The sequence below is a fragment of the Actinomadura vinacea genome, from assembly GCF_039532545.1.
GTDB lineage: Bacteria > Actinomycetota > Actinomycetes > Streptosporangiales > Streptosporangiaceae > Spirillospora > Spirillospora vinacea.
This window is the reverse complement of record NZ_BAAARW010000041.1, coordinates 1-16,303: the sequence shown is the minus strand read 5'-3', so window position 1 is coordinate 16,303 and position 16,303 is coordinate 1. Positions and strand designations below refer to the sequence as shown.

The window sequence follows — 16,303 nt, the reverse complement described above, 5'->3', positions numbered from 1 at the left end:
GGCGTGCCGGGGGCGGGGAACGGGGACGGTATTTATGGCTGCGATAACAACAAGATTATGTGTTATCAGCGCTGGTTCAGCCATCGCTCGCGGGCCGTGTCCACCCGCTCCCGGTACGCTCGGTACTCCTCGTCGTAGGCGGCGGCGCGGCCCGCGTCCGGCTCCCGCACCGAGGCGGGCCGGGTCCACGCCGCCGCGTCCAGCCCGTGCCCCCCGGCCAGCACGGCACCGCGGGCGCCGGCCTCGTCGGCCGCCACCCGCAGCGGGCGGCCGAGGACGTCGGCGAACAGCCCGAGCCACCGGGCGCTGCGGGTCCCGCCGCCCGCCACCGACAGCGCGCCGCCCAGTCCGGCCGCCTCCAGGCAGTGCCGGGCCGCGAACGCGATCCCCTCGCAGGTCGCGCGGACCAGATCGGCATCGGTCGTCTCCAGGCTCACCCCGGTGATCTCGGCGCGCGCCGCCGGTTCGACGAACGGCGCCCGCTCTCCTGAAGGCGAGAAGAACGGGAGCACCCGTACCCCGCGCGCACCCGGCGGAGATTCGGCCAGCAGGCCGTCCAGGTCGCGGTGGGACGCGCCGATGCGCTCCAGGAACCAGTCCAGCGCCGCCGTCCCCACCATCGCCGGCATCCCCCGCAGCCACCGGTCGGGACGGGAGGTGGCGAAGTGGAAGCCGGTCGGCTCGCCGTCCAGCGCGGGCCGGTCCACCACGGCCAGGCAGGCCAGCGTCGTCCCGATGATCAGGAGGCCGTCGCCCGGCTCGGTCACCCCCGCGCCCAGCGCGCACGCGGGCACGTCGAACGGCCCGGCGGTGACCGGCGTCCCGGACGGCAGCGGGAAGCCCGCCCGCGCCTCGCCCCGCGGGAGCGGCTCGGCGATCGGGGCCAGCAGGCCGGCCCGGTGTGCGAGGCCGCAGGCCGCCAGCGCCTCCCGGTCGTAGGCGCGGGTGCGCGGGTCGAGGAACGGGACGGAGGCGTCGCTGGCGTCGGTGGCGCGCACGCCGGTGAGCCGCTGGAAGACCACGTCCTTGCAGTACGCGGCGGTGGCCGCGGAGTCGAGGGAGGCCGGCTCGTGCCGGTCGAGCCAGGCGAGGACGGGGGCCGGGCAGCCGGGGAACAGGGCGTTGCCGGTGCGCGCGAACACCTCGGCCGCCACCCCGCCCGCCGTCCACTCGCCGACGATCGACGCCGCCCGGCCGTCCATCCAGGAGATGGCCGGACGGACCGGCCGCGCCCGCGCGTCCACCAGCCACACGCCGTCGCCCTGGCCGGTCAGCCCGGCCGCCGCGGCCGGCTCGCGCACCCGCGCGGCCAGCGCGCCGAGCACGTCCCCGACCGCGGCGACGACCTCCTCGGTGTCCTGCTCGACCCGGGCGCCGCCGCGCAGCACCCGGGCGGGACGCGCCTCGACCGCGAGCGTCCGGCCGTCCTCACCGAACGCAGCGGCCTTGACCACCGACGTTCCCACGTCGATCCCGACGTACATGGTCGACTCCCTCTTCCGTCCCGGGGGGTGGGGCCGCCCGGTGCCGGGCGGCCGGGCTCAGGCGGGGTTCAGGCGGGGTTCAGGCAGTGCGCGAGGGGCTCGCCCCGGTGCAGCCTGCCGACCTCGGCCGCCACGATGCGCGCCGCCTTGTGCGCCACGGCGCGGCTCGCGCCGCCCAGGTGCGGCGTCATCACGACGCCGGGCGCGGAGAACAGGCGCGAACCGGCGGGCGGCGGCTCGACGGCGAAGGTGTCCAGGCCCGCGCCGAACAGGTGACCGGACTCCAGCGCGTCGCACAGCGCCGCCTCGTCCAGCAGCGGGCCGCGGGCGCAGTTGACCACCACCGAGCCGGGCGGCAGCAGCGCCAGCTCGCGAGCGCCGATCATGCCGTGGTTGTCCGGGGTCAGCCGGGCGTGCAGGGACAGGATCCTGGAGCGGCGCAGCAGGTCGTCCAGGCTCGCTGCGCCGCCCGGCACGTACGGGTCGTAGACCTGGACGTCGGCGCCGAAGCCTTCCAGGATCCGCGCGACCCGGCTGCCGACCGCGCCGCCGCCGACGAGCCCGACCGGCGTGCCCTCCAGTTCGAGCCCGGTCGCCTCGTAGGCGTAGTACTCCCCGCCCCAGGCGCGCTCGCCGGCGAGCGCGGCGTGCGTCCGCGGGATGCGGCGCAGCACGGCCAGCATGAGCCCGACGGTGTACTCGGCGGTGGCGGTCGCGTTGCGCCCCGGTGCGTAGCAGACTCGGACGCCGCGCGCCGTCGCCGCCTCCACGTCCACGTTGACCGGACCGCCGCGCGCGACCGCGACCAGCCGCAGTCCGGGCGCGTTGTCCAGGACCTTGCGGGTGATCGGGGCCATCTGCGTCACGCAGGCCTCGACGCCGTCCAGCGCCTCGATCATGGTGTCCTCGTCGCCGGACGCCTCGTTCACCTCGGCCACCGGGCCGAAGGGCACCACCGGCCAGGGCAGCTCCAGACGGCGGACGTCGGCCGTCCCGCCCAGCTCGGCGCGCAACGCGTCCTCCAGCAGCCCCGGCAGGACGAAGCGGTCTCCAGCGGCCAGCACTCTCATCGGCACCCTCTCATCGGGATCGCAAGCTCGGCGGAATCGGGACGGTCGCGCCGTCACAGGGGCTACCGGCTCACGGCGACCTCGTAGGCGATCTTGTGTTCGTCCAGCTCGCGCAGCGCCTCGGCGCCCGCGCCGTCGTCGACGATGACGCGGTCGAACGCCGACAGCGGCGCCACCCGGTGCAGCGCGACCCGGCCGAGCTTGGAATGGTCGACCAGCAGGACGTTGCGCTGCGCGGACTCCAGCATGGCCCGCTTGACCGACACGATGTGCTGCTCCTGGTGGTAGGCGAAACCGCCGGACACCGCCGAGGTCGACACGAAGCACAGGTCCACGTTCAGCGCGCCGATGGCGTCCACGCAGGAGACGCCGAGGAAGGAGTCGTGCAGCGCGTCGTACTCCCCGCCCAGCGTCATCAGCCTGATGTCGCGGTCGCGGGCCAGCAGGTTGGTGGTCTCCAGGAAGTTGGTGATCACCGTCAGCGGGGTGATGCCGCCCAGCCTGCGGGCCAGCGCGAGCGTGGTGGTGGAGTCGTCGAGCATCACCGCCATGCCCGGCTCCACCAGCGCGGCGGCCCGGGCCGCGATCGCGTCCTTGGCCGCCTGCATGGACTTCATCCGGTAGGCGACATTGCTCTCGAACACCCCGGACGGCTGCGCGGTCACCCCGCCCCGGTACTTGCGGACGATGCCCTGTCGCTCCAGCTCGTCCAGGTCGCGGTGGACCGTCATCAGGCTCACGCCGAAGCGCTCGGCCAGGTCGCCGGCGCCGGCCGACCCCACCGACAGCACATGGTCGGCGATCGCCCGCCGCCGCGCCTCGGGTCCACGGCGGCCGCTGTTGTCCTTGGTCATGCTGCGATCCTCTCGTGGCCGCGCACTCCAGGGCGGGTGTCGGCTGTACCGAATCGGCGGTTCCGGGAACGTGATGTTAACAATCCTCGCACCGACTTCGCCGAGCTTGTAACACCGATACCAACGACGTCAACTCCAGGCCGTCCACGTCATGGGCTTTACAGCTGCGCTCCTGCACTTGATATGGTGTTCTGGCATTTTAACTTCACGTTTCAGAGTGATAAGTCGAGAGGGACATACCGTGCGAGAGCCCTCGCCCGAACCTGTCTGGGTCGGCGTGGACGTCGGCACCCAGGGGGTCCGGACGCTCGCCGTCACCGCGGCCGGCCGGGTGGCCGGCCGCGGTGACGCGCCCCTGACCGGGCGGCGGGACGGCGTCCGCCACGAGCAGCGGCCCGACGACTGGTGGACCGCCGCCACCCTCGCCACCCGCCAGGCGCTGCGGGGCCTGCCCCCGCGGGCGGTCCGCGGCCTGGCCGTGTGCAGCACCTCGGGAACGGTCCTGCTCACCGACGGAGCCGGACGCCCCCTCACCGGCGGCCTCATGTACGACGACGGCCGCGCGACGGCCGAGGCGCACCTGGCGCAGGAGCTCGGGGCCGCGCTGTGGCACCGGCTCGGGCACCGCGTCCAGCCGTCCTGGGCACTGGCCAAGGTGCTGTGGCTGGCCCGCGAGCGTCCCGGCGGGCTGGACCCGGCCGCCGCCCGCCTCGCCCACCAGGCCGACCTGATCACCGGGCGGCTGGTCGGCGCGCCGGTGGCCACCGACGCCAGCCACGCCCTGAAGACCGGCTACGACCTCCTGGACGAGCGGTGGCCGCGCGAGTTGCACGACCGGCTGGGCCTGCCCGGCACGCTGTTTCCCGAGGTGGTCCGTGCCGGAACGGTCCTGGGGACGGTGGGCGCGAGGGCCGCCGAGGAGACCGGGCTGCCCGCCGGCACGCCGGTGGTCGCGGGCATGACCGACGGCTGCGCCGCGCAGCTCGGCTCGGGGGCACTGCGGGTCGGGCAGTGGAACTCGGTGCTCGGCACGACGCTCGTCCTCAAGGGCGTGACCCCGTCCCCCGTCCGCGACCCGGCCGGGGTGATGTACAGCCACCGCGGCCTGGACGGGACATGGCTGCCCGGCGGCGCGTCCAGCACGGGCGCGGGCGTCTTCGCGGGCGTCGCGGACCTGCCCCGGCTGGACGCCCTGGCGGCCCGGTACGAGCCGTCCAGCGCGGTGGCCTACCCGCTGGTGTCGCCCGGCGAGCGCTTCCCCTTCCTGGCGCCGCAGGCCCAGGGCTTCGTCCTGGGCACTCCGGTGGACGAGGGCGACAGGCACGCCGCGCTGCTCCAAGGCGTTGCCCTGGTGGAGCGGCTGGCGCTGGACTACGTGCGACGGCTCGGCGCGGCGGTCGAGGGACCAGTGACGTTCACCGGCGGAGCGGTGCGCAGCGGCTACTGGTCCCAGCTCCGCGCGGACGTCCTCGGCCGTCCCGTCCTCATCCCCGAGCACGCCGACGCCGCACTGGGCATGGCGGTGCTGGCCGCCCACGGGACGACGGCGGACCGGTCGCCCGCCGAGATCGCCGGGGCGATGGTGCGGATCCGTACCGTCCTGGAGCCCCGGCCCGGCTTGACCGAACGCTTCACCGCCCCCTACCACCGGCTCCTGGACGAACTCCGGCGACGCGGCTGGCTGCCGGCCGAGGCGGCCACCGGCCCGGAAGCGGAAGTGACGCGGGGATGAGCACCACCCTTTACCTGGTCCGGCATGGCCAGACCGAGTGGCACGAGGACAACCGCTACGCGGGGGTGAGCGACATCGCGCTCACCCGCACCGGCCGCGACCAGGCCGAACGCCTCGGGTGCTGGGCCGCGCGGACCCGCGTGGACGCGGTCTGGGCCTCCCCGCTGAGCCGTTCCCGCGCGACGGCCGCACCGGCCGCGACCGCCCTGGGCCTACCGCTCCTGATCGACGGCGACCTGACCGAGCTGGACTTCGGCTCGGCCGAAGGCCGCACCCTCGCCGAACTGCCGCCGGACGACGTGGAGGCGTTCCTCGCCGACCCGGTGGACGGCGCGTTCCCCGGAGCCGAGGACCCCCGCAAGGCCGTCGAGCGGGGCATGGCGGCGCTCCGGCGCGCGGCGTCCCGGCACAGGGACGAGAGAGTACTGGTGGTCGCGCACAACACACTGCTGCGGCTGACATTGTGCGGGCTCCTGGGAATAGCCCCCTCCAAGTACCGGACGGTGTTCCCGCAGGTGCACAACTGCGCGGTCACCGAACTGAGGATGACGGACCAGAGCGCCGCTCTGATGAGCTACAACGTCCCCATCCCATGACGGGCGGCGATGTGCTCGCGAACCTCGCCGGCCGGCCGGACCAGCGCGTTCGCCGAACGCTGGGTCGGCAGTGTCCGCCGCGAGTGCACCGACCCAATCCTGCTGGAGCCTCACGTTCGCGGCATCGTCCGGGAAGCGCTCGACGACGTCCCGACCGGCGAACCGTTCGACCTCGTGAGCGCGCTCGTCGAGGCTGAGAGTGACGCCCTGTCCGCTCACGAATTGCACATGCTCTGCTACCCGCTGCTCGGTGCCGGTAACGAGACGACCCGCAACCTCATCACCCACGCCCTTCTTGGGCTGACGCGCAATTCCGCTCACCGACGCCGAGGTCGCCGGGTGTCACCTGGCGCCCGGAGACCAGGTAATCATGCTGTACGGGCCGCGAACCGGGACGAACGGGTCTTCGGTGAGACCGCGGAGGAGTTCGACGTCACTCGTGACCCCAACCCGCACCTCGCGTTCGGGTTCGGCGAGCACTTCTGCCTCGGCGCCGCCCTCGCCCGGGTCGAAGCACGTGTGCTCTTCGACGAACTCGTCGACCGGTTCGGGCACTGGAGCATCGTCGGGCCGGACGAGCGGCTCCGCTCCAGGATGATCCGTGGCATCAAGCGCCTGCCCGTGGTCCTCGCCCCCTGACCGGGGAGGTGAGCCGCCTCCTTAGTGATCGCGTGTGCGGCGTCCGGCGCCGGTGAGGTAGGCGACGATCATTTCGCCGATCATTTCGCGGTGGCGGGCGCGGTGTTCGGGGGCGTTCAGGTCGCGTTTGAACAGGGTCCCGAAGGTGTGCTGGTTGGAGATCCGGAAGTTACTGAACGCGCTGATCATCATGTGCACGTCGATGGCGTCGGCGTCGGTGACGAAGTCGCCGCTGGCGCGTCCGGCGTCCAGGATCTGGGAGATGAGGCCGGTCGCGGGCGTGCCGAGGTTGGTCAGAAGGTCTGACTTACGCAGGTGTTCGGCGTGGTGAATATTCTCGATGCCGACGAGCTTGATGAAGTCCTGGTGGGCGTCGTGGTGGTCGAAGGACAGCTGGGCCAGTGTGCGGATGGCCTCGATGGGGGCGAGGTGCTGTACGTCGATGGTGGCCTCGGCGGCCCTGATCTGGTTGTAGGCCCTTTCCAGGACGGCGATGTAGAGCTGTTCCTTGCCGCCGAAGTAGTAGTAGATCATTCGTTTGGTGGCGCGCATGAGCTCGGCCATGTCGTCCACTCTGGCCCCGGTGTACCCGTGCCTGGCGAATTCGCGCTGGGCGACCTCCAGGATCTCGGCCCGGGTGCGCTCGGCGTCGCGCTGGCGTGCCTGTGCAGCGGGAGTGAGGGGCTCGGGTGGCATGTGGCTCCATGGAACGGCTGACCGGCGAACGATCCATTTTATGGTGCGTGTGAGGCCCTTCCTCGCTGAAGGCCCTGTGCTTGCCGGATGGCCCGCCGTGCCGGGGTGGCTGCGCCGGTTGTGGTCAGCCGGATCGGTCGGTGAGCCGCTGGGCGGCACCGTAGCGCTGGAGCTGCGTCCCTGCCCGTCCCTCAGTGACAACGGATCAGATGATCAGCCGGAGTCCTGGGGGAGGGGCTGCAGTGCCGTGGTGGCTGAGGTGAAGGCTCGGACCGCCATTTCCTCCACGGGAAGCTCCCGAAACTCGGGGTGGTTGACCTCGACGCAGTAGGGGCCGCGGAAGCCCAGTTCGTGTAGCCCGGTCAGTAGTCCGGGCAGGTCGAGTTCGCCTTCACCGGGGAGCAGGCGTCCGCGCCGTGCCTCGGTGAGGAAGTCGTCGTCGACGATGCGGCCGTCGTTGAGCTGGACGGCCACGATCTGGTCGGGCGGCAGGCCCTGGAGGTCGGCCAGGGTGGAGCGAGAGTTGTAGAAGTGCCAGACGTCGATCATGAGTCCTGCGTTGGGGGCGCCTGAGGCTTGCACGATGGCACGTGCCGTGGCCACGTCTTTCAGGCCCGACCAGGGGAAGGCCTCCACCGCGACCCGCAGGCCCAGATCGGCGACGTGCGCGCAGACCGCGCGCAGCCTGGCCGCAGCGGCCCGGACGTCGAGGGCGTCCGGGCCGAACTCGCCGGTGGTGACGTGGTGGGGGGTAAACGCCGCGCCGAGTTCCCTGAAGACGCCGGTGCCGTCGACAGCGGTGGAGTCGTCGGCGGAGTGGGCCCAGCCGTTGAGGAACTCCACCTCTCTGAGCGCCAGGGAGTGGGAGTCGAGCAGCGCACGTAGGTCGTTGTCGCCCATGCCTTCGATGCGCATGCTCTGGTAGTCGTCGGCGTGCAGCCCGATGCCGGTGAAGCCCGCCGCGGCGGCGGCGCGGCATCGTTCGGCGAACGGGACCCGGGCCGGTTGTGCGAAGCCGGCTCCCGAGAGCGTCACAAAGCTGGCGGTCAGTGCCGGTGTCATCGCAGTACGGGGGTGGCGTGGGTGTGGAAGCTGGCGGGTACGTCCAGGCCCCAGGCGGTGGAACGGCCTTGCCCTTCGGTGGTCCAGGTGACCGGTTCCCAGTCGGGGGCGAAGATGTGGAAGCCGCCGGCGAACACTTCGATCCGGTTGCCGCCGGGTTCGTAGACGTACAGGAAGAAACCCTGAGTCCGCGAGTGCTTGGCGGGGCCGAACTCGATGAAGGTGCCGAGTTCGCAGAAGACCTCGGCGGCGCGCAGTACGTCCTCCCGGTTCTCTACCGCGTACGCCAGGTGGTGGAGCCGGCCGGTGGTGTCGGCGGGTTCACGGGTGATGGCCAGGTCGTGAGCCTTGTTCATGAGGCTCAGCCAGGCACCCGCCTCGGACTGGTCCGGCGGGATCAGATGCTCGCGCAGCTTGAAGCCGAGCGTCTGGCACATGAACTCGCGCGCGGCCGGGATGTCGTGCGCCAGGACGTTGATGTGGTCGATGCGTGAGACGGCCGCTCCGCGGGTGACCGAGGACTGCGGCTGGTTGGGCAGGTAGGACTTCTTGCCCTGCGCTGCCTGGTACTTCTCGGTCTCGTAGTAGATCTCGTTGCGCTGCCCGCTGGGGGTGCGGAAGGAGTACGCCTTGCCGTGCCCGACATCGCCGTCGATCCACTCGCCGGTGACGCCGCGCGCTTCCAGGGCCGCGACGCGCCGGTCCAGGGCCTGCGGGCTGATCGTCCGCCAGCCGACGTGGCCCAGCCCGGCCCGGTCGGAGGCGGTCAGCTTCAGCGTGGTCAGGTCGTGGTCGCCCCAAGCGCGCAGGTAGGCGCTGCCGCCGGACTCCTGGACCAGGTCCATCCCGTAAACCTCGACGAAGAACTCCAGGCTCTGCTCGTACACCGGGGTCAGCAGTTCGGCGTGCCCGAGATGGGCCAGCTCGTACATCGGTTCGGCGGTTTCACTCATGGGTGCGGGTCTCCATCTGTGCGATCTCGGCGAGCAGGTGCGGCCCGCGGTTGGCGGCCGAAAATCCAGTGAACAGGAACGCCAGGTCGATGACAGCGCGCAACTCCTCCCAACTCGCCCCGGCGCGCCGCGCGGCCAGCCCGTGCAGCTTGGCGGCGTCGCTGAGCTTGGCGTGCAGGATGCCGAACAGCACGAGCTGGACGGTCTTCTGGTCCAGCACCTCCGGATACATGATCAGATTGCGCAGCCGTTCCTGCGCCAGAAGAGCCTCCGGGTTGGCCTCCGACGACGCCGCGAACCGGGCCTGCACCCTTGGCGGGACGAACCCCACCAGTTCCTCGTAGGTCGCGCGGTACTCCTCGATGGTCTCGGGCCGCTGCTCCATGTGGCTCCTGTCGTCGTGCGGATCGTTGGCGTGCGGATCGGTGTGGTGGGGCATCAGGCTCCGGTCACGGTCAGGGAGCCCAGGTGGGTGAAAGCCGCGGAGATATGGCGCCCGGGTTCGGCGAACACCGCGTCGGTGAGCCCGCCGGTCAGGACGGTCCAGCCGGCTTCCAGGGCGATGCCGCGCTCGCTCAGGGCGTTGGCCGCCAGCGCGAGCGCCTCGGCCGGGTGCCCCTGGACGGCGGCGCCGGTCGCCCAGTCGACGACCTTGCCGTCGATGGCGAGTCGGCATTCCTCCGCGGCGAGGTCCAGACGGTCGGGTGGCAGGCCGGTGGCGCCGACCAGGAAACGGGAAGAGGAGGCGTTGTCGGCCACGACGTCCGGCAGCGCGAAGCTGAAGTCGGTGTAGCGGCTGTCGATCACCTCGAAGCCGGCATGCACCGCCGCCACCGCGGACAGCGCGCTCGCGGCGGTCACCCCCGGTCCCGCCAGCCGTTCACCGAGGACGAAGACGATCTCCGGCTCCACCCGGGGATGGATGAGTGAGCCCAGCGGGATCGGTTCGCCCTCAGGCAGCACCATCACGTCGGTCAGCCATGCGGTCAGCGGCGAGGCGATGCCCATCCGTTCCTGCTTGGCCCGTGACGTGAGGCCGAGCTTGACCCCGACGATCGTCTCGCCGGACTCGACCTTGCGCCGCGCCAGCGCGTCCTGCACCCGGTAGGCGGTGGGCAGATCCAGCTCGGTCCACCGGTCGGTGAGGCGGCCTCCGGCCCGGCGGCCGGTCTCGCGATCTAGCAGCTCGGTGACCGCGCGCTCGACCGTCCAGCCGGCCGGGCCCGCAACTTCGATCATGTGCTCCACCTTCCCGGCCCGGTATAAGCCCAGGTCTTGTGTTCGTTCGTACTAGTTCGTACATTATGCCAGGTGAGTCAAGCCACAACCACCCACACCGGAGGACCCGTATGAGCAGGCACCCGGCAGCCGAGGTGCGGACCATGCGGCCCTGCCGGTACGGGCTGATCGGTTCGGGCATCGCAGCGTCGCTGTCGCCGCCGCTGCACGAGGCCGAGGGCCCCCATCACGGGCTCGACCTGTCCTATGACCTGATCGACGTCGAGGACCCTGGCACTCCGGCCGATCTGGGCCGGCTGCTAGGTGACGCCGAGAGCTCGGGCTTCGCCGGCCTCAACATCACCCACCCGTTCAAGCAGGAGGTCATCCCTCATCTGGATCGGCTCTCGCCGCAGGCTGCCGACATCGGAGCGGTGAACACGGTCGTGTTCGACGGCGGGCGCAGGATCGGGCACAACACCGACGCCACGGGGTTCGCCGAGTCGTTCCGGCAGGGGCTGCCCGGCGCCCCGACCCGCCATGTCGTCCAACTCGGCGCCGGCGGTGCCGGAGCCGCCTGCGCCTACGCCCAGCTCTCGGCCGGAACGGAGCGGCTGACCGTCGCCGACCCGGACACCGCCAGGCGCACCGAGCTGGTACGGGCCTTCGCCGCCAGGTTCGGCGCCGACCGGATCACCGGCATCTCCCCCGACGACCTGGGTGAGGCGCTCGCATCCGCCGACGGCGTGGTCAACGCCAGCCCGGTCGGCATGCGCGCCCACCCCGGCACACCGATGCCCGTCGATCTACTGCGTCCCGGGCTCTGGCTGGTCGACATCGTCTACATGCCGCTGGACACGCCGCTGCTGCAGGCGGCGCGCTCCCGCGATCTGCGGACGACCGGCGGCGCGGGCATGTGCGTGTTCCAAGCGGCCGCCGCCTTCGAGCTGATCACCGGACTGCCGCCCGACACCGGCCGCATGCTCGGGCACCTGCGGAGCCTCCTCGCGCAGCGGCGCGGCCGGATCGAGGGAGACCGCCGATGCCCGGCCTGAAGCCGGTGCTGTTCCTCAACGGCCCCAATCTCAACCTGCTCGGCACCCGCGAACCCGACAAGTACGGCACCACGACGCTGGCCGAAATCGAGAAAGAGGTGCGCGAGGCCGCCGATGAGCACGGCCTGGCCGTCAGATTCACCCAAAGCAACCACGAGGGCACCCTCATCGACCAGATTCACCTCGCATGCACCGAATGCCAGGCGATCGTCATCAACCCCGGCGGGCTCACGCACACTTCCGTGGCGCTAAGGGACGCGATCGCAGCCGTCCGCCTCACAACCGTCGAAGTGCACATCACCAACACCCACCGCCGCGAGCACTTCCGGCACCACTCCTACATCTCCGCGGTCGCCGACGCGGTGATCCTCGGAGCCGGGACGCACGGATACCTCCTGGCCCTCCGGCACATCGCCCACCTTCTGGCCGCCCCTGGCCCGCTCCCCGCCACCCCCACCACCCTCCGGAGAATCACATGAGCCAGCACACCAAGCCGCCAGGCCCCGCCGCGCAGACCGGCCCCGTCCGGAACCTTCCCGAGCCCATGCCGCTGCGCCGCATGGTCGGCCCCGGCATCGTGGCCGTCGGGATCGGCCTGGCCGCCGGCGAGATCATCCTGTGGCCCTACCTCACCTCGATCGGCGGGCTCGGGCTGCTGTGGCTGGCCCTGGTCACGCTGGCCATCCAGTTCGTCATCAACATGGAGATCGAGCGCTACACCCTGGCCACCGGGCAGACGGCAGTGGCCGGGTTCTCCCGCTGGTGGAAGGGCTGGGGCATCCTGATCTGCCTGGCCGGGGCGTTCCAGTACGTCTGGCCCGGCTGGGCCACCAGCGGCTCGACCGTGTTCACCTACCTGGTCGGCGGCGGCGACCCGGTCTGGATCTCGGTCACCGTCCTGGTCGCCATCGGTGTTCTGCTGACCTTCTCCAAGGTCATCTACAAGACCGTGGAACGCGTCGAGACCGTCAAGGTCGCCCTGACCCTGTTCTTCCTGGCCATCGCCGTGGTGTTCGTGATCTCCCTGTCCACCTGGGGCGAGGGCGCCGAGAAGACCGTCACCGGCTTCGGGCAGATCCCCGACGGCATCACCTTCACCATGATCCTCAGCGCCCTGGGCGCGGCCGGCGCCGGCGGCGTGCACAACCTCGTCCTGAGCAACTGGATCCGCGACAAGCGCTATGGCATGGGCGCTCACGTCCCCCGGCTGATCTCACCCATCACCGGCCAGGAAGAGGCCTCCGGCGGCGACCGCTACAGCTTCCCCGACACCGAGGACAACCTCACCCGCTGGCGGATCTGGTGGAAGCGCGCCAACATCGAGCACCTCACCACCTTCGTCCTGGTCTGCATCGTCACCATCGGCGTCATGTGCCTGCTGGCCTACGAGACGCTGTTCGGCCGCGACGACCTGGAATCCGACCCCTCGTTCCTGCGCATCCAAGGGGACATCTTCGCCGCCGAGGTCGGCGAATGGCTCAAGATCCTCTTCTTCGCCATCGCCGCGGTCTCGCTGTGGGCGGCGGCTATGGGCCTGCTCGACGTCATCGGCCGCGTCGCCTCGGACTTCCTGCGCCGCAACTACTTGATGCGCTCCACCCGCTGGACCGAGGCCCGCCTCTACCTGGCCGTCGTGTGGACCGAGATCGTCCTAGGCTCGATCATCCTGCTGTCCGGATTCGACCAGCCCATCGGACTCCTCGTCGTCTCCACCTGCGCCGCCTCGGTCGTCACCCTGCTCTACTCGATCCTGCTGATCCGCCTCAACACCAAGGACCTGCCCCGCGCCGTCCGGATCCGCGGCGTACGCCTGGTGACCATGGTCATCGCGATCTGCTTCTACGGCTTCTTCGCCATCGCCATGGTCATCACCCAACTCCAGAACCTCTGACCCTACGTCGGGTGCCCTCAACCCAACCCGGGGCTGAGGGCACCCGCTAGAATCCGGAGCGCGAGAGACCCGTCAATGCGTACGAGGCGGTGATCGGCAAGTGCTCGGCCAGCAGAGCGCAGGTGCCGGCCCGGCAGGTGTTCACGAATTCTCGGCAGCCGCGCTCTCGGACACCGTTTCCAAGAGCGATACCTTTTCCCATGATGTCCAGGGCAGCCTCGGTCTGCTTGATCTTCCTGGCCATGGCGGCGTTCTGCCGGTCCAGCCGCGCTTTTTCTTTGCGCAGCCGCTCCAGTTCGGCCTGCTCCGGCGACTTCTCCTTCCTGGGCGTCGGTCGGGCCGATCCCGACGATGTCAACTGCCCGGCGTCAGACCGTGCTGCTGCCGGCGCAAGCCCGCCCGCAGCGCCGCCGAAATCGAGAACGAAAAACTGCGCAAGGAAAAAGAGAAACTGGCTCGCGAGTTGGCGCAGACCAAGGCCGCCCTGAACATCGTGGGAAAAGCACACGCGTCACGGCACGATGGCCGCCCAGCCCCCCAGACGGGCCCGACCTACTTGACGCCGCCCGCGGTGAGGCCGCTGACCAGGTAGCGCTCGATCACGATGAACAGGAACACCACGGGCACGATCGCGATCAGGGACGTGGCGAACAGGTACTGCCACTGCTCCTGGTACTGGGTGACGAAGGACGGGATCGCCACGGTCAGCGGCCGGCGCTCCGGCGTGGCCTGCACCGTGAGCGCCACGACGTATTCGTTCCAGGCGCCGATGAAGGTGTAGATCACTGCGGTGACCACGCCGGGCAGCGACAGCGGCAGCGTGACCCGGACCATCGCCGTGGCCCGTCCGCAGCCGTCCAGCCAGGCCGCCTCCTCCAACTCTCTCGGGATGCTCGAGAAGTACGCGTGCAGGATCCAGATTGAGAACGGCAGGTTGAACGCGGCGTTGACGAGGATCAGCGCGGCATAGGTGTCGGTCAGGTCGACGACCACCATCTCCCGGTAGATGCCGATCAGCAGCGCGGTCGGCGCGAACATCTGGGTGACCAGAACCAGCAGGAGGAAGGCGCCCCGCCCGCGGAACCGGCGGCGCGCGGTGTAGTACGCCGCGGGCAGTGCCGCCGCCAGTGCCAGCGCCGTCGAGGCGGCCGAAACGACCAGCGACACCTTCAGATGGGTGGCGATCGGCGCGGCCTCCCAGACGTGGACGAAGTTCGACCACTCCCACGTCGTCGGCAGATAGCCCGGCGGCGACTGCATCAGCTCCCGGCGGGGCTTGAGCGCGATGATCAGCATCTGGACATAGGGGGCCAGGAAGACCATGCCGACCAGCCAGCCGAGGCCCGTGATGATCAGGGGGCGCGGCCGGAGGCGTCTCGCCGGCTCACAGGGTCTCCTCCCGCCGGCGCACGGCCCGCAGATAGATCAGCACCAGGGTCAGGACCAGCGCGAAGTTCACCGCCGCCATGGCCGCCGACTCGCCCACGTGCTGGTCGAGAAAGGCCACCTTGTACATGAATGTCGTGGTGGTGTCGGTGGCGTGCCCGGGGCCGCCCTGGGTCATCGCCCAGATGATCGGGAACGAGTTGAACACGTTGATCACGTTGATGATCGCGGCGACCATCAGCGCGGGGCGCAGCAGCGGCAGTGTGATCGCGAAGTACGTCCGCAGCGTTCCCGACCCGTCCACGCGGGCCGCCTCGTACACCTCGCCGGGGATGGTCTGCAGGCCCGCGAGTATCACGAAGGTGGTGAACGGCAGCGAGACGAACACCGCCACCCACATCATCCAGGCGAACGCCCAGGTCTGGTCGGCCAGCCAGTTCACCGGCCGGCCGATCAGGCCGAGGTCCCCGGTTGACCAGACCGTAGGAGTCGTTGAGCATCCACCGCCAGATCAGCGCGCTCATCAGCACCGAGGCGGCCCACGGCACGATCAGCGCCCAGCGGACCAGCCGCCGCCCCGGGAACCGGGCGTTGAGCAGCTGCGCCAGCGGCAGCGAGAGCACGACGGTCGCGGCCACGACGCCGACGACCCAGAGCACGGTCCGGAACAGGACCCCCGGGAGGTCGGTCTCGTCGAAAAGGTCGGCGTAGTTGCGGCCGCCGCGGAACCCGAGCGTGAGCCCGGAGGAGCTGACGTCCAGCAGCGACGTCCGCTGTCTCCTGTGTAGTCCACCGTGGTCGCGCTCGACGGCGGGTGCAGGCCCCCTGCGGACACGAACGCGCCCGCCTCCTGAAGGGCGGTGTTGAACGCACCGACCTCGGCCATCATCTCCTGCAGCTCGGCGGGGTCCATGGTCTCCATCGTCGGTTCCTCGGCGGAGTCGTGGGGGAGGCTCAGGAAGTACTTCGTCATTGCCGTCTCCTCGTTGTTGGCGTTGCTGTCGATGTGTGGCAACGCTAGGCGGGGGTTCCCGGTGACGCATCGGTCATCGTGACCGGTGTCCAGGGGACGATGACTGGCGTCAGCGGCCGACAGGCCGGTACGCACGGAGGAACACATCGACGCAGGCGTGTGCCTCGGCCGGATTTTCAAGACTCTGCACCTGCTCTAGTTCATCTCCGACGACGGATACCGCCGGATGATCGGCACCCAGCTCAACGTCCAGGAGGCCCGCCACCGGCTGGCCCGCCGCATCGCCTTCGGCAACCGCGGCCAGCTCCGCCAGCGCTACCGCGAGGGCATGGAAGACCAGATCGGTTCCCTCGGCCTGGCGCTCAACGCCGTGGTGTGGTGGAACAGCCTCTACCTGGACGCCGCGGTCAAGCAGCTGCGCGCCGACGGGTTCTCCGCCACCGACGAGATGTGCGCCCGGCTCTCACCCATCTGCTACGACCACATCAACTTCCCTTGGCCGCTACGCCTTCACCCGCGCCGAACTGCCCCCTTCCACGACCCGCGGCCACGTTGCCACTCTCTGTTCCCAACGCTGGGCAGATCTCGTCGTCCGCGGCGGCATCCGGTCACTCGGCCTCCCTGCGGCCAGGGCGAATGCGTTCTCAGATGGTGGGATCAAGTAGCTGAAATGCGTGGTCGGGTGGGCTCGGTA

At 70.5% G+C, this 16,303-nt stretch carries 18 protein-coding genes; 7 read left to right on the top strand and 11 right to left on the bottom strand.

What is annotated here, in order from left to right; all coding sequences use genetic code 11:
• Positions 1-65 precede the first annotated feature (65 nt).
• The 3 genes from ABD340_RS43750 to ABD340_RS43740 all read right to left on the bottom strand — a co-directional run bounded on the left by ABD340_RS43750 (position 66) and on the right by ABD340_RS43740 (position 3,408).
• Positions 66-1,484 carry an FGGY family carbohydrate kinase gene (locus tag ABD340_RS43750; protein ID WP_344597592.1) on the bottom strand — a complete coding sequence of 473 codons (1,419 nt, stop codon included), beginning with the start codon at positions 1,482-1,484 and terminating at the stop codon, positions 66-68.
• Between the two features lie 68 nt (positions 1,485-1,552).
• The gene (locus ABD340_RS43745) at positions 1,553-2,554 is read right to left on the bottom strand and encodes a 2-hydroxyacid dehydrogenase (RefSeq protein WP_344597590.1); all 1,002 of its coding nucleotides are present in this window, start codon (positions 2,552-2,554) and stop codon (positions 1,553-1,555) included.
• A gap of 62 nt (positions 2,555-2,616) precedes the next feature.
• The gene (locus ABD340_RS43740; RefSeq protein ID WP_344597588.1) at positions 2,617-3,408 is read right to left on the bottom strand and encodes a DeoR/GlpR family DNA-binding transcription regulator; all 792 of its coding nucleotides are present in this window, start codon (positions 3,406-3,408) and stop codon (positions 2,617-2,619) included.
• A 241-nt stretch (positions 3,409-3,649) separates the two neighbouring features.
• Between ABD340_RS43740 and ABD340_RS43735 the strand changes: the two genes are divergently transcribed.
• The 3 genes from ABD340_RS43735 to ABD340_RS43725 are packed head-to-tail and all read left to right on the top strand — an operon-like array spanning position 3,650 to position 6,375.
• A complete protein-coding gene (locus tag ABD340_RS43735; protein WP_344597586.1) occupies positions 3,650-5,140 on the top strand; it encodes an FGGY-family carbohydrate kinase in 1,491 nt (496 codons plus the stop codon).
• A complete protein-coding gene (locus tag ABD340_RS43730) occupies positions 5,137-5,736 on the top strand; it encodes a histidine phosphatase family protein (protein ID WP_344597585.1) in 600 nt (199 codons plus the stop codon). The genes ABD340_RS43735 and ABD340_RS43730 overlap by 4 nt, the downstream gene beginning before the upstream one ends.
• Positions 5,737-5,745: 9 nt before the next feature.
• Positions 5,746-6,375, top strand: coding sequence for a cytochrome P450 (locus tag ABD340_RS43725; RefSeq protein ID WP_344597584.1), 630 nt, complete (start codon positions 5,746-5,748; stop codon positions 6,373-6,375).
• Between the two features lie 21 nt (positions 6,376-6,396).
• Here the strand turns inward: ABD340_RS43725 and ABD340_RS43720 are convergent, their stop codons facing one another.
• The 5 genes from ABD340_RS43720 to ABD340_RS43700 form a co-directional block, all read right to left on the bottom strand.
• The gene (locus ABD340_RS43720) at positions 6,397-7,071 is read right to left on the bottom strand and encodes a TetR family transcriptional regulator (RefSeq protein WP_344597582.1); all 675 of its coding nucleotides are present in this window, start codon (positions 7,069-7,071) and stop codon (positions 6,397-6,399) included.
• Between the two features lie 213 nt (positions 7,072-7,284).
• On the bottom strand, positions 7,285-8,133 hold the full coding sequence (locus ABD340_RS43715; protein ID WP_344597580.1) for a sugar phosphate isomerase/epimerase family protein: 849 nt from the start codon (positions 8,131-8,133) through the stop codon (positions 7,285-7,287).
• The gene (locus tag ABD340_RS43710; RefSeq protein WP_344597578.1) at positions 8,130-9,086 is read right to left on the bottom strand and encodes a VOC family protein; all 957 of its coding nucleotides are present in this window, start codon (positions 9,084-9,086) and stop codon (positions 8,130-8,132) included. Before ABD340_RS43710 ends, ABD340_RS43715 begins: the two co-directional genes overlap by 4 nt.
• Positions 9,079-9,525, bottom strand: a complete 447-nt coding sequence (locus ABD340_RS43705; protein WP_344597577.1) for a carboxymuconolactone decarboxylase family protein — start codon at positions 9,523-9,525, stop codon at positions 9,079-9,081. The genes ABD340_RS43710 and ABD340_RS43705 overlap by 8 nt, the downstream gene beginning before the upstream one ends.
• Positions 9,525-10,325 carry a 2-keto-4-pentenoate hydratase gene (locus ABD340_RS43700; protein WP_344597575.1) on the bottom strand — a complete coding sequence of 267 codons (801 nt, stop codon included), beginning with the start codon at positions 10,323-10,325 and terminating at the stop codon, positions 9,525-9,527. Before ABD340_RS43700 ends, ABD340_RS43705 begins: the two co-directional genes overlap by 1 nt.
• A gap of 110 nt (positions 10,326-10,435) precedes the next feature.
• Here ABD340_RS43700 and ABD340_RS43695 point away from each other — a divergent pair, with 110 nt between their 5' ends.
• The 3 genes from ABD340_RS43695 to ABD340_RS43685 are packed head-to-tail and all read left to right on the top strand — an operon-like array spanning position 10,436 to position 13,250.
• Positions 10,436-11,359: a shikimate dehydrogenase gene (locus tag ABD340_RS43695; protein ID WP_344597573.1), complete on the top strand. Its 924-nt coding sequence runs from the start codon at positions 10,436-10,438 to the stop codon at positions 11,357-11,359.
• Positions 11,347-11,838 carry a type II 3-dehydroquinate dehydratase gene (gene aroQ, locus ABD340_RS43690; RefSeq protein WP_425547533.1) on the top strand — a complete coding sequence of 164 codons (492 nt, stop codon included), beginning with the start codon at positions 11,347-11,349 and terminating at the stop codon, positions 11,836-11,838. The genes ABD340_RS43695 and aroQ overlap by 13 nt, the downstream gene beginning before the upstream one ends.
• Positions 11,835-13,250, top strand: coding sequence for an Nramp family divalent metal transporter (locus ABD340_RS43685; protein ID WP_344597572.1), 1,416 nt, complete (start codon positions 11,835-11,837; stop codon positions 13,248-13,250). Before aroQ ends, ABD340_RS43685 begins: the two co-directional genes overlap by 4 nt.
• Before the next feature lie 46 nt (positions 13,251-13,296).
• Here the strand turns inward: ABD340_RS43685 and ABD340_RS43680 are convergent, their stop codons facing one another.
• The 3 genes from ABD340_RS43680 to ABD340_RS43670 form a co-directional block, all read right to left on the bottom strand.
• Positions 13,297-13,758, bottom strand: coding sequence for a hypothetical protein (locus tag ABD340_RS43680; protein WP_344597570.1), 462 nt, complete (start codon positions 13,756-13,758; stop codon positions 13,297-13,299).
• A gap of 44 nt (positions 13,759-13,802) precedes the next feature.
• Complete coding sequence (locus tag ABD340_RS43675) at positions 13,803-14,573, bottom strand: carbohydrate ABC transporter permease (protein WP_344597569.1); 771 nt, start codon at positions 14,571-14,573, stop codon at positions 13,803-13,805.
• A gap of 61 nt (positions 14,574-14,634) precedes the next feature.
• The gene (locus tag ABD340_RS43670; RefSeq protein WP_344597568.1) at positions 14,635-15,078 is read right to left on the bottom strand and encodes a carbohydrate ABC transporter permease; all 444 of its coding nucleotides are present in this window, start codon (positions 15,076-15,078) and stop codon (positions 14,635-14,637) included.
• Positions 15,079-15,811: 733 nt separating this feature from the next.
• Between ABD340_RS43670 and ABD340_RS43665 the strand changes: the two genes are divergently transcribed.
• The coding region (locus ABD340_RS43665; protein ID WP_425547535.1) for a Tn3 family transposase at positions 15,812-16,303 on the top strand (492 nt) is incomplete at its 3' end.

Coding starts and splice junctions, on each gene's coding strand:
- ABD340_RS43750 (WP_344597592.1), bottom strand. CDS start 1,484: ATGTACGTCGGGATCGACGTGGGAACGTCGGTGGTCAAGGCCGCTGCG.
- ABD340_RS43740 (WP_344597588.1), bottom strand. CDS start 3,408: ATGACCAAGGACAACAGCGGCCGCCGTGGACCCGAGGCGCGGCGGCGG.
- aroQ (WP_425547533.1), top strand. CDS start 11,347: ATGCCCGGCCTGAAGCCGGTGCTGTTCCTCAACGGCCCCAATCTCAAC.
- ABD340_RS43705 (WP_344597577.1), bottom strand. CDS start 9,525: ATGCCCCACCACACCGATCCGCACGCCAACGATCCGCACGACGACAGG.
- ABD340_RS43725 (WP_344597584.1), top strand. CDS start 5,746: ATGTGCTCGCGAACCTCGCCGGCCGGCCGGACCAGCGCGTTCGCCGAA.
- ABD340_RS43675 (WP_344597569.1), bottom strand. CDS start 14,573: ATGGTCTTCCTGGCCCCCTATGTCCAGATGCTGATCATCGCGCTCAAG.
- ABD340_RS43720 (WP_344597582.1), bottom strand. CDS start 7,071: ATGCCACCCGAGCCCCTCACTCCCGCTGCACAGGCACGCCAGCGCGAC.
- ABD340_RS43695 (WP_344597573.1), top strand. CDS start 10,436: ATGAGCAGGCACCCGGCAGCCGAGGTGCGGACCATGCGGCCCTGCCGG.
- ABD340_RS43710 (WP_344597578.1), bottom strand. CDS start 9,086: ATGAGTGAAACCGCCGAACCGATGTACGAGCTGGCCCATCTCGGGCAC.
- ABD340_RS43745 (WP_344597590.1), bottom strand. CDS start 2,554: ATGAGAGTGCTGGCCGCTGGAGACCGCTTCGTCCTGCCGGGGCTGCTG.
- ABD340_RS43685 (WP_344597572.1), top strand. CDS start 11,835: ATGAGCCAGCACACCAAGCCGCCAGGCCCCGCCGCGCAGACCGGCCCC.
- ABD340_RS43700 (WP_344597575.1), bottom strand. CDS start 10,325: ATGATCGAAGTTGCGGGCCCGGCCGGCTGGACGGTCGAGCGCGCGGTC.
- ABD340_RS43715 (WP_344597580.1), bottom strand. CDS start 8,133: ATGACACCGGCACTGACCGCCAGCTTTGTGACGCTCTCGGGAGCCGGC.
- ABD340_RS43730 (WP_344597585.1), top strand. CDS start 5,137: ATGAGCACCACCCTTTACCTGGTCCGGCATGGCCAGACCGAGTGGCAC.